Raw genomic sequence first — 26378 nt, 5'->3', positions numbered from 1 at the left:
AATAGTGAACAAAAATGATGAAAACTAGCAGAGGATTAGTCTGTCCATTTGTCGATACTTTCTTTCGAAACGATCATGTGAAAAATCGTTTATTTATGTACGATTTTTACATGCAAGGGCGACGTTTATCCTCTCTAGTGAAACTAGGGAGGTTTTTTTATGACTATTTTATTCGCACGTAATATTGAAAAGAGCTTTGGTGATCGTACACTATTTACGTTACCATCACTGGAAATTCAAGCGCAGGATCGCATAGGAATTGTTGGAATCAACGGTGCTGGTAAATCTACGTTATTACAAATATTAAGTAAAGAAATAGAAGCTGACACTGGCATAGTAACTCATCATAGTTCTATCAGCATCATTCCTCAGCTTAGCGAGGAAGTACTGGAAACCACTTCTTCTCTCGCAAAAGGAAAATGGAGCATTTCAAACGTTTCAAATTCAATGAGCGGCGGTGAACGAATGCGTCTAAAGATTGCCCATGCTCTTGAACAGAATGCAGGCATTTTATTCGCTGATGAACCAACAAGCCACTTAGATATGGCCGGTACAGAACAATTAGAAAAGGCACTTTTATCTTATAAAGGGGCACTTGTTTTAATATCACATGATCGTGACTTTTTAGATGCGATATGTACAAAAATCATCGAAATCGAAGATGGTACGATTCAAGAGTATAAAGGTAATTATTCAAACTATCGCAAGCAAAAAGAACGTGAGCGAATACAAAAACAAGCAGAATATGAGCAATATGTACAAGAAAAAAATCGTTTAGAGCAGTCCATTTTACAAAAAAAGCAACGTGCTTCTAGCATGACAAAAATCCCAACACGGTTCAGTTCATCTGAATCTAAACTTTATAAATTAAGTGGGGCTCATGGCCAAGAACAGGTTAGTAAAGCAGCGAAAGCATTAGAAACACGTCTCGAAAAACTAGAAAAGAAGGAAAAGCCAAAGGATCTTTCTCAAGCTCAGTTTGACGTGCAATACCATACACCTATTCATAGTAAAGTGGCAGTACAGTTCAATAAAGCGACAAAGAAAATAGGTAATCGTACACTATTTAAAAATCTGAATGGAACTATTGCTCCAAGTGCAAAGCTTGCTATTTTAGGCGCAAACGGAAGTGGAAAAACGACTTTGTTCAACATGCTTCTCGCAAACGAGCGTGGCATTCAGCTCTCAAAGAGTTGTAAAATTGGATACTTCGAACAAACACTATCCATTTTAAAAACAGATAAAACCATTTTAGAAAATGTTCTAGAAGAAACAAATTATACAGAATCGTTCGTTCGCACAATACTTGCAAGGCTTCTATTCCGCCGTGAAGATGTTCATAAGCCTGTGCACGTTCTAAGCGGGGGTGAGCGAATGAAGGTTGCACTCGCAAAAGTATTTTTAGGAAACTATAATATGCTTCTGCTCGATGAACCGACAAACTATTTAGACTTAGCAACGCAAGAAGAATTAGAAAGCATGTTACAAGAATATCCTGGCACTATACTTTTCATTAGCCATGACCGTGCCTTTATTCGCTCTGTGGCAGACCATATTCTACAAGTAGACGAGAGTGAACCTAGAGTATTCCACGGCAATTACGAGCAATACACCAAGAGAACAACCGAGGATTCTGTAAATGTTACTGAACAAGAATTGTTACGATTACAAACAAAATTAACAGAAATCATCGGCCGAATTTCCATACAAAATCATCACGATGACATCACATCTCTCGAACAAGAATACGAAACATTATTAGTTCAAATCCGGAAATGTAAAGAAGCACTCTAATGTCTTCCCTATATATCGACGGGACCTTCCGCATTTCCCAAGAAATATTGAATCTTCGACATAGCATACAAAAAGCCGTGCATCAGCACGGCTTTTTACTTCAGATACGGACAGCAGTCCCGCTCACAGCAACCATTAGCATCCCTTCGCGAACTACTTCGTAATCCACATCGATACCAACGATGGCATTCGCATTTTTTTGTCTTGCGAGAGTTTTCATCTCTTCCATTGCGATGTCACGTGCTTCTTTCAATTTGCTTTCGTAAGCGCCTGAGCGACCACCGACAACGTCACGGACAGAAGCAAAAAGGTCACGAACGATATTCGCCCCCATAATCGCTTCTCCATTCACGATATCGACATAATCAATAATTTCTTTCCCTTGAATTGTAGAAGTTGTTGTTACAATCATACTGTATAGCCTCCCATATAAGATTTCCACTTACTTATGGTGCGCTAATTCAGTAGAAATTATATTTACGAACTAAACTGAGCTTCGTATAACCTGCTGTATCCTCCGCCTTGCTCAATTAATTCATCATGTGAACCTTGTTCTGCAATACCATCTTTATTTACAACGACGATGCGATCTGCATTTTTAATCGTTGCAAGTCTATGAGCGATAACTAATGTTGTACGGCCGACAGATAGTTCAGCAAGTGATTTTTGAATCGCAAGTTCCGTTTCTGTATCCAGTGCGGAAGTCGCTTCATCTAGTATTAAAATTGGCGGGTTTTTCAAGAACATACGAGCAATCGCTAAACGCTGCTTCTGTCCGCCTGAAAGTTTCACGCCGCGCTCACCGATAACAGTATCTAAACCATCTGGTTGTGAGTAAATTAAATCTTCTAATTGAGCTCTCTTTACCGCCTGCCAAATTTCAGCTTCTGACGCCTTTAAATTTCCGTAAGCAATATTTTCACGAATCGTTCCTGAGAATAAGAATACATCTTGCTGCACGATTCCGATTTGCTTACGAAGTGAAGATAACGTCATATCTTTCGTATCAATACCATCAATTTGAATCGATCCAGATGATTGCTCATAAAAACGCGGTAATAGGCTACATAACGTCGTTTTTCCAGCTCCTGACGGTCCAACGAATGCAACTGTTTCACCTGCATGTATTTTTAAACTAATGTCATTTAAAATTGGTTCTTTATTTTCATAACCGAACGTGATGTTGTTATATTGAATATCACCGTGTACATGCATCACTTCCATTGCATCTTTAGAGTCTACAATATCAGGCTCTGTTTCAAGAAGCTCTACATATCTTTTAAAACCAGCAATCCCCTTCGGATAGCTTTCGATTACCGCATTAATTTTTTCAATTGGGCGGAAGAAAATATTCGTTAATAGAACGAATCCGATAAATCCACCGTATGTTAATTCACCTTGCAGAACAAACCATGTACCACATATTAAGACGAAGAGCGTTACGAGACGCATAAGCATATAACTAATTGACGAATTTAGCGCCATAATTTTATACGCCATTAATTTCGTTGTACGAAAACGAGCGTTGTTCACAGCAAATTGCTCTTTCTCAAATTTTTCATTTCCGAATGCTTGTACAACGCGGATACCGCCAACGTTGTTCTCGATACATGCATTGAAATCAGCAACGTCTGAGAATAATCGTCTAAACGTACCTGTCATTTTTTTGTTAAAGTAAAGTGCTAACCATAATAGAAACGGAATGACAAAGAACGTTAATAGCGCTAACTTCCAATTGATCATCATCATAAATGAGAACGCCCCAACTAAAGTCATAACAGCGATAAATAAATCCTCTGGTCCATGATGAGCAATTTCCCCAATTTCCATTAAATCGTTTGTAAGACGCGAAATTAAATGACCTGTTTTATTATTGTCAAAAAATCTGAATGATAGCTTTTGAATATGATCAAATAACTTCTGCCTCATATCTGTTTCAATGTTAACACCAAGCATATGTCCCCAATATGTAACAACGTATTGCAAACCTGCATTTAACATATAAACTGCAAGTAACCCAAAACAAGCCCATAAAATAAGCGTCCAGTTTTGCCCTGGCAATAACTTATCAATAAATTGATTTACGATAAGCGGGAAACCAAGTTCTAATAACCCTGCGACAACTGCGCAAGAAAAGTCGAGTATAAATAAACCTTTGTACGGTTTATAGTAAGAAAAAAATTTACGTAGCATATCTTCCCTCCATTTTCCAAAATTAAAAAGACTCTCTAAATGATAACCATTATCAAATAATTATTCAAGTTATCCGTCTATAAAACTGAAGATAAGGTTTGCGATAATTGTCGTTTTTTGCCAGAAAGTCGATATATTCCAATAATCGCCGATATAATTTCAGTTGCGCTGATATATTTTCAAAATCGCCGATATATTTCAAGTTGCGCTGATATGTTCGGAAAATCGCCGATATAAATTTCATTTACTAACTACCTTCCCCCGCCCACCCAACAAAAAAAGGGCGTCACCTCAAGGTGACACCCTCACTTCTATTACATCGCTTCCGAATCCCACTCATGCTCCTGCTGAACAAACACAATACCTAATTCGTGATGTCCACCAGCGTATAATGCCGTTTGAGCAAGGCGAAGTTCTCCATTTGTATCTAATACTTCTAATTTACAAAATGCTCCTGTCGTCTTCGTTTGAAGTGCATCATAAAATTCCTCAGCACTTCTTGGAATGACTCCATTTACTTTCGTAATCATTTCTCCAGGCAGTAAATTCAGCTCTGCTCCAATTGTATTTGGAATTGTATCTAGTACAACGAGTCCATCATTACGTGCAGCGAAGTACGCTGGTCTTGTTTCATCCGCAATTTTCTCTTGCATGGAAATTGTAAAACGTCCAAGCATTGCAACGCCCATTGCAATAATGGCAAGTACGTGCCACCAATAACTTGCGATTCCTAAAACAAGCACAAGTCCTGCTAATCCGTACACACGTCTTCCTGTAAATAATAAAGCTTCCGTCGGCTCATAACTTCTAATCCTTCTCATAAATCCAATTAAAAATGGAACGAGGAATAGAGAATATGTATGTGAACCGATTGAAACGACAGGCCACCATGAAATAAACTGCGTTACTGCGTCACCTGGTACAAGAATAAAAATAGGAATGATCCATAAACGCTTTGATTCGTGTAAACCAATCTTTAATCCACGCTTACCCTTCCTAATCTTCGGCGTCGAATATCCTACTGCATTTTTAGAAATCAACAAGCCCTCTACAACGAGCATGATGCCTAGCAAAATAGCAAGGGATACGATTGTATTCTCTTCACCTTCTCCAAGCTGTAAGAAAGAAACTGGTAGCTTAGAAGATAATAGAACACATACAATCGCGATACTAAACGTATAAGCCGCTGATAAATATCGATACATAGCAGTTAATCCAAATAGTAACGTCCAAAGTAAAATGGCCCATAAGCTCGCCTTAGAAACAACAAGTCCGAGCCCAATCGTAATGATAGATACGATTAATCCGTATTTAACTCCCGCCAATAAAGATGTTCGCAGTTCAAACCAAATATCATAAACTTTAAAAGAAAAATCTTTTCGTTCTCGTAACATACGTAAGTATCCAACGAAGATACTACTTATTAAAAATACATAGACAGCAGGGTGTAAAAAAAAACGTCCAACTGCCCGCATTATTTCAAAAATCCACGCCTCCACGAACCCATTCACCACCATTTATATCATTCTTTCTTTTTATATTATCATAACTGGACAAACGTTTGTTTAACACAAAAAAATACAGGCAGCAAACCGCCTGTATTTCTTTTTACTTCGCCATTAATTTTAATGCTGACTGTAATTGTAGATCATTTTCTCCAGAACGGATTTTTTCAATAATTTTCGTTTGAATCGCCTCAGCTGTCTTTTTATCGAGCTGTCCTGTCGCTTCCATCTTATTCGCATTTTGGAATGCTTTCAGTGCTGATTCTGTCTCTTTACTAAAGTAGCCATCTTCACGTCCTGGTACATACCCTAAACTCTTAAGCATTTCTTGGGCATGTTTTACTTGTACATCATTTGCATTGTATGAAAGTGTCTTTTCAATTTGAATTGGTGTCGCATGATAATAATCTGGTTGTTTCACTTCTACAGTTGGCTTGATTCCTTTTTTATGAATCCAGTTTCCATCCGGTGTTAACCATTTGAACATCGTTAATTTGATATTGCTGCCATCTTTAAATGGAACAGCTTGCTGAACAGTACCTTTGCCAAACGTTTTTTCACCAATTAAATCGTATCCTTCTCCCTCTTTTAGCGCACCCGCTAAAATCTCTGAAGCAGAAGCACTTCCATTATCAATTAATACTGAAATTGGATATGGCTTTCTCTCTTTTAGTTCCGTAGAGAATTTCTTCTTCTCACCATTTCTTTGCTCTACTTGTAGCATCGGCTTTTTATCCGTCATAATTTCTCCTAGTATCTCTTCTACACTATTTAAGTAGCCACCTGGATTACCACGTACGTCAATAACTAAGCCTTTTATGTTTTTCTTCTCTAACTCTTTTAACTGATCCTTAAATTCTTTCGCTGTATTTTCAGCAAAAGAAGTGATTTGCATATAACCGATATCTTTTCCACTCTCTTGTTTCACAGAGCTAAACACTGTGAAGATTGGAATTTTTTCACGCTTAATTTTAAATACAATCGGATCAGCTACTCCTGCACGCTTAATTTCAATCGCAACAGTCGTTCCTTTTTTACCACGAATCTTTAATACGGCTTCTTCACGTGATAAATCTTTCACACTATTTCCATCTACAGATAAAATTTGGTCATTCGGTTTAATTCCAATCTTTTCTGCTGGTGAGCCTTTAATTGGAGATACGATAATAAGCTTACCGTCCGTTTTGTTCACCTCAGCCCCAATCCCTTCTAACTCGGGATCAAGCGATTCACTAAACTGTTTAGCCGTTTCTTTATCCATATACGTGGAATAAGGGTCCTTCAGCGTAGACAACATGCCTTGTATTGCACCTTCGACTAATTTTTCATCTTTCACGTCTTCCACATAACGTGAATCAATTAGTGCATACGCCTCATTAATTTTTGCCAAATTCCCTTGCGCAGTGCTAGCGTTTCCATTCGAAATTGTTTGCGTTACTTCTGCTGGGTTAACCCCAAATAAAGACATACCCGCAAACATTCCGCCAGCACCAATTAAAAATGCAACAACCATTCCAATAATTGCAACTCTACGTTTCAATGCGGAATTCCCCTTTCCAAAACACACAGGTGGTGTAGCAAAAGGCATCACACAGTGTGTGATGCCTTTACCTATTTCTACTATATGATAAGCTTGTACGAATTATGTTTGCAACTTTTTATACTTTTAAGAAGCGACGAATTGACATTACACTTCCCCACATACCGATTAAAGCCCCGATTAACACTAGTAAACCAGCTAATTGGAATACGAATGGGCTGTATGGTAGAAGTTCGAAAATTGTTCCGCCAAGTTTTTCGTTAAACACACCTTGCAACGAATTATACGTAACTAGAATTAAGCCAATTGGAATAATTGATCCTAATACTCCTAGGAATAATCCCTCTAATAAGAACGGCCAACGAATAAACCAGTTTGTTGCACCTACAAGTTTCATAATTTCGATTTCTGTACTACGAGCATAAATTGTAATTTTAATTGTATTAGAGATTAAGAACATCGCTGTGAATAAAAGACCAGCAATTAACACAATCCCGATGTTACGACCAGTTTTTACAGTATCAAATAATCGTTCAACTTGCCCTTTTCCGTACTGAACATTACTTACAAACTGCATTTTTTCAATCTTTTTCGCAATTGTTGCTGTATCTGTTGGTTCTTTTGCTTTTACAACGAATACGTTTTTAAGTGGGTTATCTTGTTCAAATAACTCAAATGTCTTTCCGCTATCGCCTAAGCTTTTAATTAAACGTTTTAACTCTTCTTCTTTAGAAGAATATTTAATAGAGTCTACTTTTGCAATCTTACTCATATCATCTTCTAATTTCTTTTGGTCAGCTTCTTTTGCTGCTGGATCAATGTGTACACGAATTTCTACATCTTGCTCTACTTTCGTCGCAAAATGGTTCATATTCATAATCGCTGTTAAAAAGACACCTACAAGTAATAATGTAACTGTTACTGCACTAACAGAAGCAAACGTCATCCATCCGTTACGTGATAGATTCTTTACACCTTCTCGCAAATGTCGACTAAGGGTCTTAGCCTTCATATCCGTATCCTCCCTCCATCTCATCTCGAACAATTTTTCCGCCTTCAATCGCGATTACACGATGACGGATTGTATTTACGATATCTGCGTTATGTGTCGCCATAACGATCGTTGTACCACGCTCATTAATGCGCGTGAAAATCTTCATAATATCAAGAGCTGTTTCAATATCTAAGTTACCTGTTGGCTCATCGGCAATTACAACCTTTGGTCTATTAACAATTGCTCTCGCAATCGCAACACGTTGCTGCTCCCCGCCTGAAAGTTCGCTTGGAAGTGCGTCTGCACGATCTTCAAGACCTACAAGACCTAACACTTCTGTTACACGCTCACGAATTGCATCTGGCTCTTCTTCAATTACTTCTAAGGCAAACGCAACATTCTCATATACCGTTAATTTAGGTAGTAATTTAAAGTCTTGGAAAATCACGCCTAATTGACGACGGAAATATGGAACGTCTCTTTCTGCTAATGACTCGATAGTAAGACCATTTACATTAATTGATCCTGTAGATGGCTTCTCTTCACGATACATCATTTTAATAAATGTAGATTTTCCGGCTCCACTCGGTCCAACTACGTATACAAACTCGCCTTGTTTAATGTTAACTGTGAGACCAGCAATGGCTTTCATACCATTCGGGTACTCCTTATAAACATTCGTCATTTTTATCATTATTTATCACCCAATACTTAATGATTTTTTTCGAAATACTTTTCTGTACATTTGAAAATAAAAGCTAAACCTTTATTCTCTTTTAAACCACTCTTGTTGAAGGTAGCCTACTTATACTCTTTTTCTAAGCAATACTACTCTATGTAATATATTTCAGCAAAATTCTACAAACCTCATTGTAACATCAAACGGTTTCCAGTTTGGATACATTTTTGTTACAGTTATGTTACATTCCAAAAAAAGGGAAACGAGTTGATTATATGAATCAACTCGTCCATTTTACCCCTTTTTATTTATGTTCAGCTAACCACTCAGCTACTTTTTTCGCATCTTCACCTTGAATAAGTCCTGGCGACATTGAACCGCGACCTTTTTTAATAATTTCTTCGATATCTGCAGCGTCGTACTTCCCGCCTACTTTTCTTAAATCAGGTCCAGTTGCTCCTGATAAATCTGTTGCGTGACACCCAGCACAACTTCTTTGGAAAATTTGTTCTGCACTGTCTGTACTTGCAGACTGGTTCGAAGACTTACTCTCTTCTTTATTTCCACACGCTCCTAAAGCAAAAACGACTGATGTTCCTAGCGCAATAGCCAATAATTTCTTTTTCACTTCTATCGCTCCCCATTGTTGATATTCTTTTCATTCCTAACACACTCATTTTCATTATAAGCATTATCTTTATATAGAAAAGCTAAGGTGTATTTCATATTCTTCAAAAATAAAGTGAGAACCTTAATGATATAAAGCTTTTATAAGTTGTTTCAATTCTGTGAACAACTTATAAACTTCTATAAAGGATTCTTTTTGAACGGGAATTTAGAAAAATTCTGTAGAAAGCCTTACTCTATTGCCAATCTGTTTTACTATTTTCTACTTTTTACAAAACAATATACAACATTGTATGCTACATATAATCCCATCAAAAAGAGAAGTTGTCGTTTCCAACTTCTCTTCCTCTGTACTTCATCCATATAAATAAAATAGCACTCTTTATGTCCTCTATATCCTCAACGTGCGCCAACAATTTTGTTGGCTTTTTTTCACTTAGCTTATTAGATGCGAGAACGTAAGTAAGCATCAATAAACGGATCAATTTCTCCATCCATAACTGCTTGCACATTACCGACCTCAGTATTTGTACGGTGGTCTTTCACAAGAGAATATGGGTGGAATACGTAAGAACGGATTTGGCTACCCCATCCGATTTCTTTTTGTTCTCCGCGAATTTCATCTAACTCCGCTTGTTGCTCTTCTAATTTCTTTTGATATAATTTCGCTTTTAACATCTTCATCGCGTGCTCACGGTTTTTAATTTGAGAACGCTCTGACTGACACGTTACAACCGTATTTGTCGGTGTATGCGTAATACGAACTGCTGAATCTGTCGTATTGACGTGCTGTCCACCCGCTCCACTTGCACGATACGTATCAATTTTCAAGTCTTCTGTACGTATTTCAATTTCAACTTCATCATTGAATTCAGGTACAACTTCACAAGATACGAACGATGTATGACGACGGCCTGAAGAATCGAATGGTGAAATACGTACAAGACGATGTACACCTTTCTCAGCTTTTAAGTAACCGTAAGCGTTATGACCCTTAATTAATAAAGTAACGCTCTTAATACCAGCTTCATCACCTGGTAAGTAGTCAACAGTTTCTACTTTAAACCCACGTTTTTCAGCCCAACGTGTGTACATACGTAATAACATAGAACCCCAGTCTTGTGACTCTGTTCCACCTGCACCTGGGTGTAATTCTAAAATGGCGTTATTTTTATCATAAGGATCACTTAATAGTAACTGAAGCTCATACTCATTCATTTCTTGAATTAAGCCTTTTACTTCTGATTCAAGCTCCTCATGTAAATCTTCATCATACTCTTCTTTTAAAAGTTCATGCGTTATTTCTAAATTTTCGAATGTCTCATCTAACTGACGGAAACTCCCAACCATATCTTTTAACGCATTTGCTTCGTTAATGACAGCTTGTGCGCCTTGTTGGTCATCCCAAAATCCTGCGCCCATCATTTTCTCTTCTAATTCTGCAATTTGTTTCTCCTTAGTAGGGAGGTCAAAGAGACCCCCTAAAAGCCGCTAATCTCTTAGCCATTTTCTCTAATTCCTGTCTAATTTCTACTAATTCCATTTCCTTCACCTCTATGTAATTGCTGTTACTTTCGTATGAAAATAAGGGAAACTCTCTCCACTTATGACGGAGAGAGTTTAATCCTTCTTAATTATACATTTTTGATGTAAAAGTTTGCAAAGTAGCCAAAGCTAACGCCCTGTATTACTTCCCGATACCACAGCAGTTTTTATATTTTTTACCGCTACCACATTTACATAAATCGTTGCGGCCCACTTGGTCACCTTTTACAACTGGTTTTTTCTTCGCTTCTTCGCCATCGCTAGATGGGTGAACAGCTTCACCTTGAACAACTTCTTGACGCTCTAAGTTTTGTTCAATTTCAGCTTTCATAATGTAACGAGAAATTTCCTCTTCAATAGAAGCAATCATTGATTCGAACATTGCGAATCCTTCCATTTGATACTCACGAAGTGGATCAATTTGACCGTAAGCACGTAAATGAATACCTTCACGAAGGTGATCCATCGCATCGATATGCTCTGTCCATTTCGTATCTACAACACGGAATACAACAACTTTTTCGAACTCACGCATTTGCTCTTCTGGCATAAGCTTTTCTTTGTCATTGTAACGCTCTATTAATTTCGCGATAATTGGTTCGCTCATTTCCTCTGGAGCAAGGCGACGTAATTCTTCTTCTTTCACATCTCCTTCTTGCAGAAGGTTTGTATTTAAGTAGTCAACAAGACCTTTAATGTTCCAATCTTCTTCAATTTCCTCTTGTGTATGAAGTGCAACCGCACGCTCTACTGTAGATTTCATCATACCTTCAATAATACCGCGTAAGTTCTCAGACTCCATTACCTCTTGACGCTGTTTGTAAATAACTTCACGTTGCTGACGAAGTACATCATCGTATTGTAGTAACTGCTTACGTGCATCATAGTTATTTCCTTCTACACGTTTTTGCGCAGATTCTACTGCACGAGAAACCATTTTACTTTCGATTGGCTGAGAATCATCCATACCAAGGCGATCCATCATCGCTTTCATATTATCAGAACCGAAGCGACGCATTAGTTCATCTTCCATTGATAAGTAGAACTGCGTAACACCTGGGTCCCCTTGACGACCAGCACGACCACGTAACTGGTTATCAATACGACGACTTTCGTGACGCTCTGTACCGATAACGGCTAAACCAATATTTTTAATATCGTCTCCAAGCTTAATATCAGTACCACGACCTGCCATGTTCGTCGCGATCGTTACAGCGCCTTTTATACCTGCTTCTGCAATGATATCCGCTTCACGCGCATGGTTTTTCGCATTTAAGATGTTATGACGTACACCTTTACGCGTTAACATTTTTGAAATAAGCTCTGACGTTTCAATCGCCACTGTACCGACAAGAACAGGTTGCCCTTGTTTATGACGATTTACAATATCCTCAACAACAGCATTAAATTTACCTTCCATTGATTTGAAGATTAAATCTGCACGGTCATCACGAATAATCGGTTTGTTCGTTGGAATTACGATAACGTTCATATTGTAAATGTTACGGAATTCCTCTTCCTCTGTTTTCGCTGTACCAGTCATACCAGATAACTTTTCGTACATACGGAAGTAGTTCTGGAATGTAATTGTCGCAAGCGTCATACTTTCATTTTGAATTTCTACGCCTTCTTTTGCCTCGATAGCTTGGTGTAACCCTTCGCTATAACGACGACCTTTCATAAGACGACCAGTAAATTGGTCTACAATTACGATTTCGCCTTCTTGTACAACATAATCTGTATCACGATGCATAACAACGTGCGCACGAAGTGCCTGATTAATATGGTGAAGAAGCGCTACATGTTTTAAATCAAATAAGTTTTCAATATGGAAAGCTTTCTCCGCTTTCGTAATACCATCTTCTGTTAACATTACATTTTTCGTCTTCACATCAAATGAATAATCTTTTTCATTTTCTAACGTACGAACGAATGCATTTGCAAACATGTACAGCTCTGTTGATTTTTGAGCTTGTCCAGAAATAATAAGTGGCGTACGCGCTTCATCGACTAAAATAGAATCGACTTCATCGATAATAGCAAAGTGCAGTGGGCGTTGAACGCACTGCTCTTTATATAAAACCATGTTGTCACGTAAGTAATCGAATCCAAGCTCGTTATTTGTGCTATACGTAATATCAGCAGCATAAGCCTCTTGTTTCTCTTCGCGTGACATACTGTTTAAATTAATTCCTACTGTTAATCCTAGGAACTCATGAAGTTGTCCCATTTCGCTCGCATCACGTTGTGCTAAGTATTCATTGACTGTAACAACGTGAACACCTTTTCCTGTTAAAGCATTTAAATATACAGGTAATGTAGATGTTAACGTTTTACCTTCACCCGTTTTCATCTCAGAGATATTCCCTTCATGTAAGGCAATACCACCCATTAACTGTACACCATACGGACGCATTCCAAGAACACGAGTCGCAGCTTCACGAACAACCGCAAAAGCTTCAGGTAGTAGATCATCTACTGTTTCACCTTTTGTTAGACGTTCTTTAAATTCAAGCGTCTTCCCTTTTAATTGTTCATCAGTTAATGGCTTAATAGATGACTCTAATGCATCAATTTGCTCAACTGTTTTCTGCATACGTTTAATTTGGCGTTGATTTACATCAAACACCTTTTTTAAAATACCGATCATAGGAAATACGCTCCTCTTTTTATTAAAATAAAACTTCCGATTGTTTTCTCTTTTTCTCTATTACAATCAGTCGTTATAAAAATCAAATGTATGTTATGCCAATTTTTCTCCTAATTAAAAAAACTAAAATGTATATACCTAATGATAATTGTAACACTTGTCTTATAACTATGACAACAATCGGCAAAATGTCGGGCCTTATATTCAGAAAAAGTTTTTATTTCATTTGTTACGTTCCTTTTCTCTGTCTCGCTATTTCAATTTTACGTTACAAATTTCGTATTAAATCTACGTCCTATTCTTTCAAGTTTCCTTTAAAAAAATAGGACTATCAAAAATTCCTTAATAAAATCTAAATCGACAATTACAAAAAGCCGGAAACTTCGCAGGTGTAGCATCCATAGATACTTACACCTACAAAAAAACTCCGACTTTAAAAGATATTGTTATGTTGCAAGATCTACAAACAACATTAAAATATAGCTGTATCAATCATAAATTTTATTAATTTATCGGTATTTCTAATTCATGATATTTCCCTTCCTTATCCTTTATACACGAAATGAATTTCACTTTAGTTGATTCATTTGAAAAGTTTTTATAATTTTTATAAGGGTCATCTCCTATAAAATAATTTGTCCCTATATACCCTCGTACTGTTTTACCAGCAGGTATTACAGGATCAAACTGATATTTTTTAGGTAATTCCATTGAATAAGGGATTACATTATAAAACTCACCTATTTTAGAATAAAACATTGTATCGGAAATAGACTTATTACTAAGCAAGTTAATATCTCGATTTGTTGTATTTGTAATATCTAAAGGTAAAACATACGTCACTACTTCACGGTCTTCATAGGGATCATAAACTTTTGTAGGATCAAGAGGATTAAGTACATGAAACGTAACTCCTTGCCCATCTTCAAAAGTTCTATTAGATAAAAACTCATCTTTTACCACTTTATAAGATTCATTATTAAGATTTAATGTTTTAAATCTTAATAAACTAGCAAATATACATAGCAACAGACACAATCCAATGCTTATTAAGACATGTTTTCTTGTCACTCTTAATCTACCAACTTTCCATTATTAACATGTACAATACGATCTACTATTTCATTATCTAGAACATGCACATCATGACTGGCTACAACAATAGTCGTTCCCTTGGCTTTTTCTACTTTCAAAATATCTAAAACATCTTTTATCCCATCACTATCTAAAGCATTAGTTGGCTCGTCTAATAACAGTAATTTTGGTTGTTCCATTAAAGCTTGCGCTATCCCTAAACGTTGTTTCATACCTAAAGAGTATCTTTTATACTTTCTCTTATCTGTTTTATCAAGTCCAACCCTTTGAATAATATTATAAATCTCCTCATCGGAGATTTTATTGTTAATCGATGATAAAAATTTCAAGTTCTGAAAACCAGTATACCCTGGAATAAAACTTGGATATTCAATCAATATTCCCATAGAATCAGGAAATTGCTTTTGTTTTCCAATTATTTCATTATCTATATAAACAACTCCAGAATTCAAACGCATTAACCCTGAGATAGCGCGTAAAATCATCGTTTTACCAGAGCCATTATGCCCCTTCAAAACTAAAAATTCGCCTTTTTTTACTGACAAACTAATATTATCTAACACAATATTTCCTTTTAATCTTTTCGTCATACATTCACATTTAATATAATTGTCCATAAATTATTCACCTATCACATCTAGTTTTTTAAAACAAAAACTACCTAATAAAATCATTACAACAACAATTACTACTCCTATTAAAAGTAAATCATTATATTGAATAGATTGATTATTACCTAAAGTCAATTGAATTGAACTGTGATCAACAAAATACCAACGATTTGGCATAACAAAAGAGCCTAAAAAATAAATACTATGAAAGAAAATAGACAAAAATAGGTACAACAACATTAGTACAAAAACAATAGTTATCGGTATATAAAAAGTTAAAAACTCAAAAATCAAAGCTAATAAAAAGCTGATAATGATTTGAATTAGCATAGTACCTAATATCTTATAAGGAAATTGACTATATAAATTTAAAAAATTATACTCGCCTAAAGAAAGCAAATAGTAAGCGCTAAACCAAATAAAATACATACCAATCCAAATAATAATTATATAAAAAAACAAAGATAATATTTTCGTTAACCACAGAAAATGCTTCTTCTTAACACGAGGAAATAAATAAACACCATTCTGTTGAATATCTGAAAAAGCAAAATTCCCTACAAGCAACAAAGGAGTGATTTGAAAGAATATCCAATAAAAAGGGATAGAAAATCGCCCCTCCTTATAAAAATAAGATAAATCCACAAAGTCTACTCCATGAAAAAATCGATAAAAGGTAACATCTACTAATACAGATTCTTTGCCATTACTAAGAGGCTGATTGTATAAAAAAGCAATTGCAATAATAGCGTAAATTAAGAATAAAAAAGCCATTATCTTGATGGAATCTCGAAACCTTACATGTAAATCTCTTTTTAACAAATAATATAAGATCATAATGTAAACTAGATCACCTCTGTCTCATCATTCATAGAAATATAACTTTTTTTAGATAAAATCCATACACTTATAAAAAAGATAAAAAGACAGACAAATAAGCGTATAAATAAACCAGTAGCATCTTCAAAGACATTTATATAAAAAGCATTTGTAAATAAAAATCCATGTAATATAAATCTATCTAATAAAACAGCAGTAATCATACATATTATTACAAGTAAACTAGGTAAAAATAATTGCAATAAAGCACTTATCATACATATAAAAACACTCGCAAATAATTGAATGCAAAATAATAATGGATAATTTACATCAACACTAGTTACAGCCATCATATTTGACATCAAAAACAACTGTAAAATCATACTCCCAGCAAAAAAGTAAACAAAAACGAATAGCTTCAAATAATATATGGAAACTAATTTCAATGCATTATTCACTCTGTAAACAACATAAATACTAAAAAAATTCGACATAGAATATACAGAAAAAACGATAGTTAAAGGAATAAATATAGTCGATAAATTATAAAACGACATAACCTTATACAAAACTTCCAATTCGTTCATTTTCTCTTTTATAATTCCGGTTTCAAAATAATTGAACAAACAACCAATGATACTGACATTAAGTAAAAAGAGAATACTTAACCAAACATATTTCATCCTTATAGTTTCTTTCATAACATTATAAAAGAACATGCTTCCTACTCCCCCGTAAATAAAGAACTACAGAACAAAACCAAATACATAACAGTACACTAAGAAAAATTTGTAATTCAAAAAACCCAAAATCTTTAATTAAATAATCTTTAGGATTGAGAAGCCCTTTTCCAATACCAAGCCAAAAAATATGTAAAATAAATGGAACTAAATAAACAAAATAAACTCGTTTTATAAAAAACGAAACTGATAAAGCTAAACTCGAAAAAACCGCACCGTATAAACCATTTAAAAATACATACATTAGAAAATATAAAGTAGGGTACTTATAATAAACTATATGAAATTGAGCTATTGGCGAAACAGTAGAAGCCATATAATTTAATATTGGATGCGGAGCAACTGTTGGATAAGTCATCACATATAAATAAAAATTAAATAGTAAAGGGACACTTATAATAAAAAAAGATACAATAAAATTAATAAAATAAAGTAGCTTAAAATAATAACATGTTCCCATCTTAGAAATAACAGGATAAATAAATCCATAATTTTTATCAATTCTATAAATCCCTGCTACAGCCATTGCGGAAAGCATAGGAAATATAAGTAAATAAAACTCACTATAAAACGATAATCTATTAAAATATAAAATATTAGATAAATATGGGGATACCTTTATAATCCCAGCATCGTTAAATCCTTTAGTTGTAACAAACATAGCAATATATTGAGCAATAACAATTACTAACATAATAAATAAAGACAACCAAAACATCCTACCTTTTAAAATCCTTCCTAAAAAGTAACTCATCTATAGCTCCTCCATAAACCATTAAATTTAAATCTTTTTTAATATGAACAATTGATCTGCAACACCATAACATTTCTTTTCTTTATTTAACCAAATGTAACGAAAAGAAACATTTGCTCTCTCTCCTTCAAATTTAGGAAACTCAACTTCATACTGATAAACATCATTTGTGCCTTTTCTTTTTACACTCTTAACTTCTTGTTTCCACTGTATTACTTTGCCATCAATTTGTTCAATCCGCCCCAAAAGATACGTTGGTTTTTTCTCATTCGTAACACCCGTTAAAAAAACATAATAATTTTCTGGTATAACTCCTGACTTTAAATTTTTATCTGAAAGCCTATCTTCTATTGCAATATCATTTCTATCTATTTGTCCTTGAAAGAAATCATTACCATTTTTATTCCCCGAAAATACTTGTTCATAAATAGTATTTTTATTAATTTCTTGCAACTGAATACTTTTCAAATTATCTTTTTCCGTTAAAGTATCTTCAACATGTACAATAGGTTCATCTACTTTCTTTTGACAAGAAACTAAGAAACTAATACTCAATATAAAAAAACAAACTAAAATATATTTTGAAAGAAACCTCATTACAGCTCCTCCTATTTTAAAAATGAAATAGCAGGAAAAGTCGTATAATCCGGATTTGAAACTATACGACTTTTTCTAGCACTATAAAATAAATAATTTCAATTTATAATTTCTAAATCAATATTCAGTGTAAGGTCCACTAGGTCTTACACTATCAGGACTCCAAGCAGTAGGATAAGCATTATTTTCTCTAGAATAACCACCAAATCTCACAGGCACATTTTTCCCATGGTTTTCATATGCATAATTTTGAAAAAGATATGTTCTACCTGGTATCACTGTTCCTTCATGCTTACCTGAAACATTTACCCATTTTCTATCTTCTGCATTTTTATTTTTATCTGCTTCTGTCCAAACATTGAAGGAACCTCCGCCCTTCTCACTGCTCTTCACACGCATATACATAGAGGTAGGCGTCTCTTTAGGACGTGCATTAGTATAATCATATGGACTCCAAAGTCTAAAGGTAAAATTCACATGGTCATCCCTTGTACTAGCCTTAGCCGGTTCGGTTAAAGCGAAAGTACTAGCTAAAATACCTAACGATAAAACAGATCCAAACCTAAAACGACTTTTTTTCTTAATGCTCACTAAAAGCACCTCCGATAATTTGTAGCATTATATTGATTTTATTTTTCCACTGAATGAATAAAATCAATATAATACAATATTATGGTAACAACACCTCAACACACCTTCAATGGATTTCAGAATATTTAATATTACCTTTACACTTGCGAACCTTTTGTTAAATTTTTAAAAACAATAATATACTCCTAGCAAAGAATTACTTGTAAAGATAGCTACATTCCTATGCTTGTTCCAAATAATAACGCGTAACTCACTTCTCTAAGTTTTGAATTTTCTCATGCGATTTTAACGAAATAATGCCTAAAATCACTTCTTAATGAAATCGGCTACTTACAAAGCTTTTTAACCTTGCTGCGAAAAATAAAAATACAAAAAAAGCGCAGCCATTTCGGCTACGCTTTTGAATTATTATTTAGTTTCAATTAAACCATATTTCCCATCTTTACGGCCATATACAACGTTAGTTTCATTTGTATCAGCATTTGTGAAGACGAAGAAATTATGTCCTAGCATATCCATTTGTAGGATTGCCTCTTCAACGTCCATCGGTTTTAAATCGAATCGTTTTGTACGTACAAGTTCTAGTTCATCCTCTTCTACCTCATCCAGAACAGCTACTGCTTCTGGAAGGATAAAGTTCGTTTTCATAGAACCTTTCTCACGTAACTTACGATTTACTTTTGTTTTATGTTTACGAATTTGTCGCTCAAGTTTATCAACTACTAAATCGATAGCAGCGTACATATCGCTATTAGTTTCTTCTGCACGAAGTAATAAATCAGTAAATGGAATTGTTACCTCGACACGTTGCTTGTCAGAGTATACTTTTAAATTAACTTTAATCTCTGGGAATGTATCAAAATAACGCTCTAACTTACTTAGTTTTTTCTCTACATATTCCTTTAATGCTGGAGTTACTTCAATATTTTCACCACGAATGTTGAATTTCATAGATGAATTCCTCCTTTCAAGCCTATGTACTATAATTTCGACACCGGCTTAAAAACTCCTTCTAACTTTTTTAAAAAAATTAGTGGAATTGCGATTTTTTTATCGTTTTTTGTTGAAATGAAAAGATGCATCGTTTCTATCTTTATTTTATCCTATTAACATCGTGAATAACGAATATAACTGTGGACAATTCGTTACAGAAAAGAAACAACTTTTTGACAACTCATTTTATAACAAAAACCTCTTGCAAAAAAAACAAGAGGTTCTACTACATATATATAACGTTGCCACAAACGCAGCTTTCTCTTCCCAAAAACAATATACCTACAGTTTTACAACATTAGCTGCTTGCGGTCCACGTGCTCCCTCTACAATATCAAACTCAACTTGTTGCCCTTCTTCCAATGACTTATATCCATCTTGTTGAATAGCAGAAAAATGAACAAACACATCATCACCGTCTTCACGCTCAATAAACCCAAATCCCTTTTCTGCATTGAACCATTTTACTCTTCCTTGCATGTTCATTCCATTCCCTTCACTCTAAAAATCAGGGCATTTGCCCCATAATTTCACTATAACGAATGACAACTTACGAAGTCAAAGAAGACTTATCGTCTTTTTATTATCTCTTTCGACAGTTACAGATCAACTTCTACAGAGCGTCAAACTAGAAACTTCGCTTGCTCCTTTATCATAGAAAAGACTTCCAATTTGTCTCACTGTAATTCCTGTCGTATATACATCATCAACAAGTAAAATATGTTGACCATGAAACATCTCTTCTCTCTGAAAATAAAAAGGATTACTTCCCGAAAGCCTTTCTTTACGCGACTTCTTACTTTGCTTTTCTGTTTCCTTCCTTCTTAATGATGAATAAAAATTTTTGACAGGCAAACAAGCTGCTAATAACTCTGCTTGATTAAAACCTCGTTCATATTTCCGTTCCCCACTAAGCGGAACAGCAATAACGGTTGAAACGTCCGTAAAATACTTTTGAAATAACTCCCGAAAAGATTGATAAAAAATACGAACTAACTCCGCATCACCTCGAAACTTAAACTGCGCTAGTATACCTTTCATATCATCATTGTACACGTACAACGAACGATTTTTAAAAGGACGATATCCTTCCTCATTCCTCCATCTTACACAGTCCATGCAAATATCATTTTCTTTATATCGAGTAGGTAAGTCATCTAAAGGACGACCACAATCCATGCAAATTCCTCCTATAATATAGGAAAGTTTTTGCTCACATCTATCACATATATATTTTTTATGTGACTTTACAAAGAAGGTGTACCAACTAACTGTTTCCACCATATACTCATCACAAAGTAAACAATGCATTAATCGATCAATCCTTGTTCTTTCGCATTTTTGTTCATACTTTGAATATGTTTTTTCGCGCGTACCATTGCCTCTGTCTTACCGTAATGAAAATACATAACCTCACCATATGGCTCTTCAAAACTACGCCCCGCTCGGCCTGCAATTTGTACGAGCGCACTCTCTGAAAAAATTTCTTCTTCAGCTCCTAACACAGCCACTTGCAAGTTCTTCACAGTTACTCCTCTTTCTAAAATTGTCGTTGTAACTAATAACGGAATGTCTCCCTTTCTGAAAGATGCTACTTTTTCTTTTCTCATCGAATCTTCTGCATGCACGCCATCGATTCTATTATCCAACCCTTTCAACAACTGACTTATTTCTTCTATATATCGCACATGAGGAACAAATAAAAAAATAGGATACTTTTTGTTTAAGTTCATTTTTAACCATTGTAGTAACACGCGAGGAACTTTTTTATGATGGAGGCTTTTCTTCCAATTTCCGCACCAACTAAATAGAGGAACTGGTAACGGGTGACGATGGTATCGTCCTGACACAATAACACCTTTTTGTTTCCCCTTTCTGAAATTACGCTTCCATTTTTCATCAGGGGTTGCAGTTAAATAAATACGCGCTGCTTTCTCTTTCATTGCTTGCCTAACTGCATACTGTAACATTTGATCTGCATGATACGGGAAGGCATCAATCTCATCTACAATCATCACATGAAACGCTCTATAGTAACGTAACAGTTGGTGAGTCGTTGCAACGACTAACGCTGCATCTTTTTTATGATCTACACTCCCTCCGTATAAAGCAGCTACAGTTATACTTGGAAACACTTCTTGTAATCTCGGCGCTAATTCCAGTACAACGTCAGTCCTTGGCGTTGCGATACACACTCTTTCTCCTTTTCGAAGTGCCTCTTCTATACCGTAAAATAACATTTCTGTTTTTCCAGCCCCGCACACAGCCCAAATAAAAAAAGATTCTTTTTGCTTAATAGCTTCTATAACACCTTGCGCCGCCAGCTCCTGACCAAGAGACAAACTCCCTTTCCACTGTAACGAATGTAATTCCCTTTCTCCTTTTCTTTCATGAATCACACGAACAAGTACAGTACATTCGCTAACTCTCCCCATCGTGATACACTTCCGGCAATACGCGCATGCTTTACCGCACCTTTTACATAAAAATGATACAAATAGCCGCTGCTCTATATTTCCACAACGCTGACATATATATTTAGAAGCCTTCTTTATTACACCTTGTACACATATAACCTCTCCCTTCTTTTTCAAATCACTTACTTCTCTCCGTAAATCTGAAGAGAGTTCCTCTAATAGCAACTGTTTTCCACCAAGCATTAGCAATCACCTCCAGCACTACTATAAGCCTTTCTTATAATCTCGTAAAAACGCAAAAAAGCCGATAACCTACTTATAAAATAGTAAGCTATCGACTTTATACACGTTTTTTATTCAATTATAATCCTATAATCTACCGTAACCTAAGAAATGCTTTTGGTTGTAAGAGCTATTTACGCTACCGTAAGTAACACCTGTTGATTCATCAGCAGCATGAATCATTTGACCGCCACCAATATAAATACCAACGTGAGATACGCCTGCTCTATAAGTACCTTGTAAGAAGATAAGATCTCCTGGTTTTGCTTCAGATGCGCTAATTTTTTGTACAGAGTTCCATAAACCTCTAGTATCTTGACGACCTAAACCGTAAACATAAGAGATTAAACCACTGCAGTCAAATCCACCATTTGAAATTGACGCACTACCCCATACGTATTTTAAACCTACTAAGCCTTTAGCTTTTTCAACAACATCTTGTCTTCCGCCACCATTGTCAGCTGGTACTACTGGGGCTGGTGTTGCTTTTTTCTCTTCTTTTTTCTTAGGCTCTTCTTTTTTATCTTGTCCGTCATTGTTTGCTGGAGCTGCTGGCTCTGCTTGTGTTTGTGCTGGCTGAGCTGGAGCCTGTGACGGTTGTGCTGGAGCTTGCGCTTGTGCTTGTTGTGCAGCTTGTTCTGCTTGTTTTTGAGCAGCAACTTCTTGTGCTGCTTTTTCTTGTGCTTCTTTTTCAGCAATTTGCTGTAATTTTAATGCCTGTTGTTCAAGCTCCTTCAATTGTTCTTCCGTACTTGTCATTGAAGTTACAACTGTATCCATTTTACCGCTTAAATCATTTACTGCTGTTGCTTTTTTCGCTTTTTCAGCGTCAAGTTCTTTCTTAGCAGTTTCAATTTGAGCTTGTGCTTCTTTTAATTCTTTTTGCTTTGTTTTTACCGTTTCAACATCTTTTTTCACGTTCGCTTGATCTTCTTGTTGTGTTTTCATGATGTCTTCGTCAGACTCAAGAATTTTAGAAACTGAATTTAAACGATCAACTAAATCTGCAAGATTTTTAGAGTTTACAAGAACTTCTGTTACAACGTTTGTGTTTGGTTGCTCTTGAAGTGCAACTAAACGTTTTCTTAATAACTCTTCACGTTTTGCAATTTTCGTTTGTAATTCTGCAATATCTTTATTTTTCTTTTCGATTAATTGCTCAGTGTCCGCAACTTTTTTCGTTGTTTCATCAAGCTTTGCAGCATTCTCTTGAACAGACTTATCTAAACCTTGAATTGTTTTGTTTAAGTCATTCATTTGTTTTTGTAATTCATCACGTTCTTGTTGTTGTTTATGTAAAGTGTCATTTTGTGTATTAATTTGTGATTTCACGTCAGAAATTTTATCTTCTGCAAATACATTTGGTGTTAGTCCTGAAAACATTAACCCTGCCACTAATGCGCAAGATGCCATTTTTAGCTTTTTCATTTTATTTTTTACACCGCTTTCTTTTTTCTTTTTCCGTATATAACCTATAAAATTTATACCATAATTCGGGATTTTTTTTGCTAATGTTACGCTTTTGTAAAACAAATGTAATATTATATGTAACACTATCGCAAAATATGCATATTTTTGTATATATGTGTAGAGTTTTAAAAGGTTTTTATAAGCAAAGAAAAAAACGCAAGGTTTCCCTTACGTTTTATTAAATATACTAATACGGATGAAATCAAAACGTTATTTCATCCATTTCTCAGCCCAATTTTGGACTTCATCCATAACACTTTCTAACGCTTTTCCCTTGTCCGTTAAGCCGTACTCGATTCGAACTGGTACTTCTGGATAAACATTACGAACTACAATGCCTTCGCTTTCCAATTCCTTTAAACGCTCTGATAACATACGATCGCTCATATTCGGTATAATATCTGCGATTTCTCTAAAACGTTTTGACTCTTCCAGCAAAGATTTAATAATTAAGCCAGTCCATTTCTTACTAAGCAAAGTAAAAGCTGACTCAAACTTTGGACATAAACAAGAATTATGCTCCATATGTTTCACCTCTCTTCTATTATAATATAGTTTCTTGTAAAAAGTAAGTTATAAAACTTTCCTCATTATTTTATTTTACGTACATTTTACCATTTCCAAATATTAACTTGTCAACTTCACGTAAAATATCCGTAAAAAAACCCTCTTCCGAAAGAGAGCTTTTTATATCTTTATTACTTCGTATACCATCCAAGACCTAGTGCACCTTCACCTAAATGCGTTCCAATTACAGCACCGAAATAACCTGTGCGGATTGTAACATGAGGATATTTTGCTTCTAATTCTGCCTTCCATTCATTCGCTTCCTCTTCACGTTGTGCATGAATGATAACTGCTTCCATAGGTACACCTTTACTTGCTTGCTCATCAAAAATTTCAATGATACGTTTTAACGCTTTTTTACGCGTACGAATCTTTTCAAACGGGATAATGATTTTGTCTCTAAAATATAAAACCGGCTTTACTTGTAACAGACTACCGATGAAAGCTTGCGCACTATTTAATCGGCCTCCACGTTGTAAATGGTGTAAATCATCTACTACAAAATAAGCGTCCATCGTTTTCTTCATTTCATCAAAACGGGCGATAATCTCTTTTGGATCCTTCCCTTCGCTTGCTAGCTTTGCACCTTCACGCACGTAGAATCCTTGTACTTCACAACTAATTTCAGAGTCGTACGTATATACATCAATACCCTCTACCATTTGACCAGCTGTCGTTGAAGTTTGATATGTACCACTAATCCCACTTGAAAGATGAATGCTAATAACTGCATCATAATCCTTAGATAATTCTTCATATAGCTCAACAAACTTTCCGATTGCTGGTTGAGAAGTTTTTGGAAGTTCTTCTTGCTCACGTACTTTTACATAAAAATCATCTGCTGAAATTTCAGCTTCTTCTTGATAAGATTCCGTTCCAAACACAACGTTTAATGGAATCATATATATATTGAGTTCATCACGAATATGCTTCGGTATATATGCTGTACTATCAGTAACAATAGCTGTTTTCATTTTCGTACCTGCCTTATAAAAAAGTTTTTATTTCCTAATTTTACACGAAAACTAAAAATGGTGCATCCATACATGAAAATGCGGGTTTGAAATTATACTCATCATCTCGACAAATTACAACAAAAAGGTAAAACACTCACCAAAAATTTCAGCTTATTTATAAAAAATGTTTGAATATAAAAACGCCCGCTTTTAAAATGTAAAGTACTAGTCATTTTGATGGATAGGAGCGTATACAAGTGTTATTACAATATTTAACAATAAAAGACTACGGTGAACACGAAATTGTTATTCAAAAATCAAGATTCATCTGTTATGTTAGTCGTGCTACAACCGAAGATGAGGCTCAAGAATTCATACAAAAAATCAAAAAACAAAACTGGAATGCAACACATAATTGTTCTGCTTATTTAATTGGCGAACAAGATCAAATTCAAAAAGCAAATGATGATGGTGAACCTAGCGGTACAGCTGGCGTACCTATGTTAGAGGTACTAAAAAAACGCGGTTTAAAAGATACCGTCGTTGTCGTTACCCGCTATTTTGGTGGCATCAAACTGGGCGCTGGTGGATTAATTCGCGCATATGGAAAATGTACAAGCGAAGGCATTAATCATGTCGGTGTTGTCGAGCGAAAATTAATGCGTGTTATGCAGACCGAAATTGATTACACATTACTTGGTAAAATTGAAAATGAATTACGCAATTCAAAATATGCCATTAAAGATATACATTACCTCGAAAATGTCACATTTGATACGTATGTAGAAGAAGATGGAAAACAACCATTCACGGATTGGATGATTGAATTAACAAATGGGAAATGTACAATTACAGAAGGAGATATGTTGTACTTAGAACAAGATGTTATCTAAGAATAAATACTGTATCGCCTTTAAAGATTAATGTAGTGAATTACTTTCCTACAAATGAACTAA

The 26378-nt window shown here is 35.2% G+C and carries 25 protein-coding genes and 1 pseudogene; 3 read left to right on the top strand and 23 right to left on the bottom strand.

The genetic code is table 11. From position 1 onward, the window contains the following. Positions 1 to 159: 159 nt before the first annotated feature. The gene (gene abc-f, locus ACTFNE_RS19150) at positions 160 to 1794 is read left to right on the top strand and encodes a ribosomal protection-like ABC-F family protein (protein ID WP_270705813.1); all 1635 of its coding nucleotides are present in this window, start codon (positions 160 to 162) and stop codon (positions 1792 to 1794) included. 100 nt (positions 1795 to 1894) lie between these two features. Here abc-f and ACTFNE_RS19145 read toward each other — a convergent pair whose 3' ends face one another. The 9 genes from ACTFNE_RS19145 to secA form a co-directional block, all read right to left on the bottom strand. Then, positions 1895 to 2206, bottom strand: coding sequence for a YbjQ family protein (locus ACTFNE_RS19145; RefSeq protein WP_000637521.1), 312 nt, complete (start codon positions 2204 to 2206; stop codon positions 1895 to 1897). A 65-nt stretch (positions 2207 to 2271) separates the two neighbouring features. Further along, positions 2272 to 3987, bottom strand: coding sequence for an ABC transporter ATP-binding protein (locus ACTFNE_RS19140; protein ID WP_270705811.1), 1716 nt, complete (start codon positions 3985 to 3987; stop codon positions 2272 to 2274). Positions 3988 to 4301: 314 nt separating this feature from the next. After that, positions 4302 to 5504, bottom strand: coding sequence for a PDZ domain-containing protein (locus ACTFNE_RS19135; protein ID WP_033671838.1), 1203 nt, complete (start codon positions 5502 to 5504; stop codon positions 4302 to 4304). A 91-nt stretch (positions 5505 to 5595) separates the two neighbouring features. After that, a complete protein-coding gene (locus tag ACTFNE_RS19130) occupies positions 5596 to 7032 on the bottom strand; it encodes a S41 family peptidase (RefSeq protein ID WP_000830290.1) in 1437 nt (478 codons plus the stop codon). A 118-nt stretch (positions 7033 to 7150) separates the two neighbouring features. Then, positions 7151 to 8044, bottom strand: coding sequence for a permease-like cell division protein FtsX (gene ftsX, locus ACTFNE_RS19125; RefSeq protein ID WP_000645019.1), 894 nt, complete (start codon positions 8042 to 8044; stop codon positions 7151 to 7153). Beyond that, the gene (ftsE, locus tag ACTFNE_RS19120) at positions 8034 to 8720 is read right to left on the bottom strand and encodes a cell division ATP-binding protein FtsE (protein WP_000594318.1); all 687 of its coding nucleotides are present in this window, start codon (positions 8718 to 8720) and stop codon (positions 8034 to 8036) included. The genes ftsX and ftsE overlap by 11 nt, the downstream gene beginning before the upstream one ends. Positions 8721 to 9009: 289 nt before the next feature. Continuing rightward, positions 9010 to 9333, bottom strand: coding sequence for a cytochrome c551 (cccB, locus tag ACTFNE_RS19115; RefSeq protein WP_000727972.1), 324 nt, complete (start codon positions 9331 to 9333; stop codon positions 9010 to 9012). A gap of 443 nt (positions 9334 to 9776) precedes the next feature. Continuing rightward, a protein-coding gene (gene prfB, locus ACTFNE_RS19110) for a peptide chain release factor 2 (RefSeq protein ID WP_096334510.1) occupies positions 9777 to 10875 on the bottom strand; the annotation gives its coding sequence in 2 pieces (ribosomal slippage) (positions 9777 to 10802 and positions 10804 to 10875; 1098 coding nt in all). A 144-nt stretch (positions 10876 to 11019) separates the two neighbouring features. Further along, positions 11020 to 13527: a preprotein translocase subunit SecA gene (secA, locus tag ACTFNE_RS19105; protein ID WP_046198065.1), complete on the bottom strand. Its 2508-nt coding sequence runs from the start codon at positions 13525 to 13527 to the stop codon at positions 11020 to 11022. Between the two features lie 358 nt (positions 13528 to 13885). On the opposite strand from secA, the pseudogene ACTFNE_RS19100 reads away from it, so the two are divergent. Continuing rightward, a pseudogene (locus tag ACTFNE_RS19100) lies at positions 13886 to 14035 on the top strand (tyrosine-type recombinase/integrase); the annotation flags it as partial. Here the strand turns inward: ACTFNE_RS19100 and ACTFNE_RS19095 are convergent. The 14 genes from ACTFNE_RS19095 to ACTFNE_RS19030 form a co-directional block, all read right to left on the bottom strand. Further along, positions 14032 to 14559, bottom strand: a complete 528-nt coding sequence (locus ACTFNE_RS19095) for a hypothetical protein (protein WP_046198087.1) — start codon at positions 14557 to 14559, stop codon at positions 14032 to 14034. The pseudogene ACTFNE_RS19100 and the gene ACTFNE_RS19095 sit on opposite strands and share 4 nt — an antisense overlap. Before the next feature lie 41 nt (positions 14560 to 14600). Then, on the bottom strand, positions 14601 to 15239 hold the full coding sequence (locus tag ACTFNE_RS19090; protein ID WP_046198064.1) for an ATP-binding cassette domain-containing protein: 639 nt from the start codon (positions 15237 to 15239) through the stop codon (positions 14601 to 14603). A 3-nt stretch (positions 15240 to 15242) separates the two neighbouring features. Beyond that, positions 15243 to 16007 (bottom strand): hypothetical protein, encoded by a 765-nt coding sequence (locus tag ACTFNE_RS19085; protein ID WP_270705809.1) that lies wholly within the window; start codon positions 16005 to 16007, stop codon positions 15243 to 15245. 71 nt (positions 16008 to 16078) lie between these two features. Next, on the bottom strand, positions 16079 to 16774 hold the full coding sequence (locus ACTFNE_RS19080; protein WP_046198063.1) for a hypothetical protein: 696 nt from the start codon (positions 16772 to 16774) through the stop codon (positions 16079 to 16081). Next, a complete protein-coding gene (locus tag ACTFNE_RS19075; RefSeq protein WP_046198062.1) occupies positions 16761 to 17549 on the bottom strand; it encodes a hypothetical protein in 789 nt (262 codons plus the stop codon). The genes ACTFNE_RS19080 and ACTFNE_RS19075 overlap by 14 nt, the downstream gene beginning before the upstream one ends. Before the next feature lie 27 nt (positions 17550 to 17576). Then, a complete protein-coding gene (locus ACTFNE_RS19070; RefSeq protein ID WP_046198061.1) occupies positions 17577 to 18146 on the bottom strand; it encodes a hypothetical protein in 570 nt (189 codons plus the stop codon). Between the two features lie 117 nt (positions 18147 to 18263). Further along, positions 18264 to 18737, bottom strand: coding sequence for a hypothetical protein (locus ACTFNE_RS19065; protein ID WP_000023379.1), 474 nt, complete (start codon positions 18735 to 18737; stop codon positions 18264 to 18266). Between the two features lie 408 nt (positions 18738 to 19145). Beyond that, a complete protein-coding gene (hpf, locus tag ACTFNE_RS19060; RefSeq protein WP_000671190.1) occupies positions 19146 to 19688 on the bottom strand; it encodes a ribosome hibernation-promoting factor, HPF/YfiA family in 543 nt (180 codons plus the stop codon). A gap of 324 nt (positions 19689 to 20012) precedes the next feature. Beyond that, entirely contained in the window at positions 20013 to 20210 is a 198-nt protein-coding gene (gene cspC / locus ACTFNE_RS19055; protein WP_001162041.1) for a cold shock protein CspC, read from the bottom strand. 126 nt (positions 20211 to 20336) lie between these two features. Beyond that, complete coding sequence (locus ACTFNE_RS19050; RefSeq protein ID WP_046198060.1) at positions 20337 to 21041, bottom strand: ComF family protein; 705 nt, start codon at positions 21039 to 21041, stop codon at positions 20337 to 20339. Then, positions 21041 to 22390 carry an ATP-dependent helicase ComFA gene (gene comFA, locus ACTFNE_RS19045; RefSeq protein WP_046198059.1) on the bottom strand — a complete coding sequence of 450 codons (1350 nt, stop codon included), beginning with the start codon at positions 22388 to 22390 and terminating at the stop codon, positions 21041 to 21043. The genes ACTFNE_RS19050 and comFA overlap by 1 nt, the downstream gene beginning before the upstream one ends. Before the next feature lie 126 nt (positions 22391 to 22516). Then, positions 22517 to 23962: a C40 family peptidase gene (locus tag ACTFNE_RS19040; protein WP_046198058.1), complete on the bottom strand. Its 1446-nt coding sequence runs from the start codon at positions 23960 to 23962 to the stop codon at positions 22517 to 22519. A 147-nt stretch (positions 23963 to 24109) separates the two neighbouring features. Continuing rightward, a complete protein-coding gene (locus tag ACTFNE_RS19035) occupies positions 24110 to 24424 on the bottom strand; it encodes a winged helix-turn-helix transcriptional regulator (protein ID WP_000400857.1) in 315 nt (104 codons plus the stop codon). A gap of 173 nt (positions 24425 to 24597) precedes the next feature. Then, positions 24598 to 25440 carry a DegV family protein gene (locus ACTFNE_RS19030; RefSeq protein ID WP_000844764.1) on the bottom strand — a complete coding sequence of 281 codons (843 nt, stop codon included), beginning with the start codon at positions 25438 to 25440 and terminating at the stop codon, positions 24598 to 24600. Between the two features lie 239 nt (positions 25441 to 25679). Here ACTFNE_RS19030 and ACTFNE_RS19025 point away from each other — a divergent pair, with 239 nt between their 5' ends. Continuing rightward, entirely contained in the window at positions 25680 to 26315 is a 636-nt protein-coding gene (locus ACTFNE_RS19025; RefSeq protein ID WP_046198057.1) for a YigZ family protein, read from the top strand. Positions 26316 to 26378: the final 63 nt, after the last annotated feature.

This window comes from Bacillus cereus group sp. MYBKT111-2 (assembly GCF_051915205.1).
In the GTDB taxonomy this organism is placed as follows: domain Bacteria; phylum Bacillota; class Bacilli; order Bacillales; family Bacillaceae_G; genus Bacillus_A; species Bacillus_A paranthracis.
Note: the sequence above shows the minus strand (reverse complement) of the source record. Positions and strands in the feature narration are given on the sequence as shown.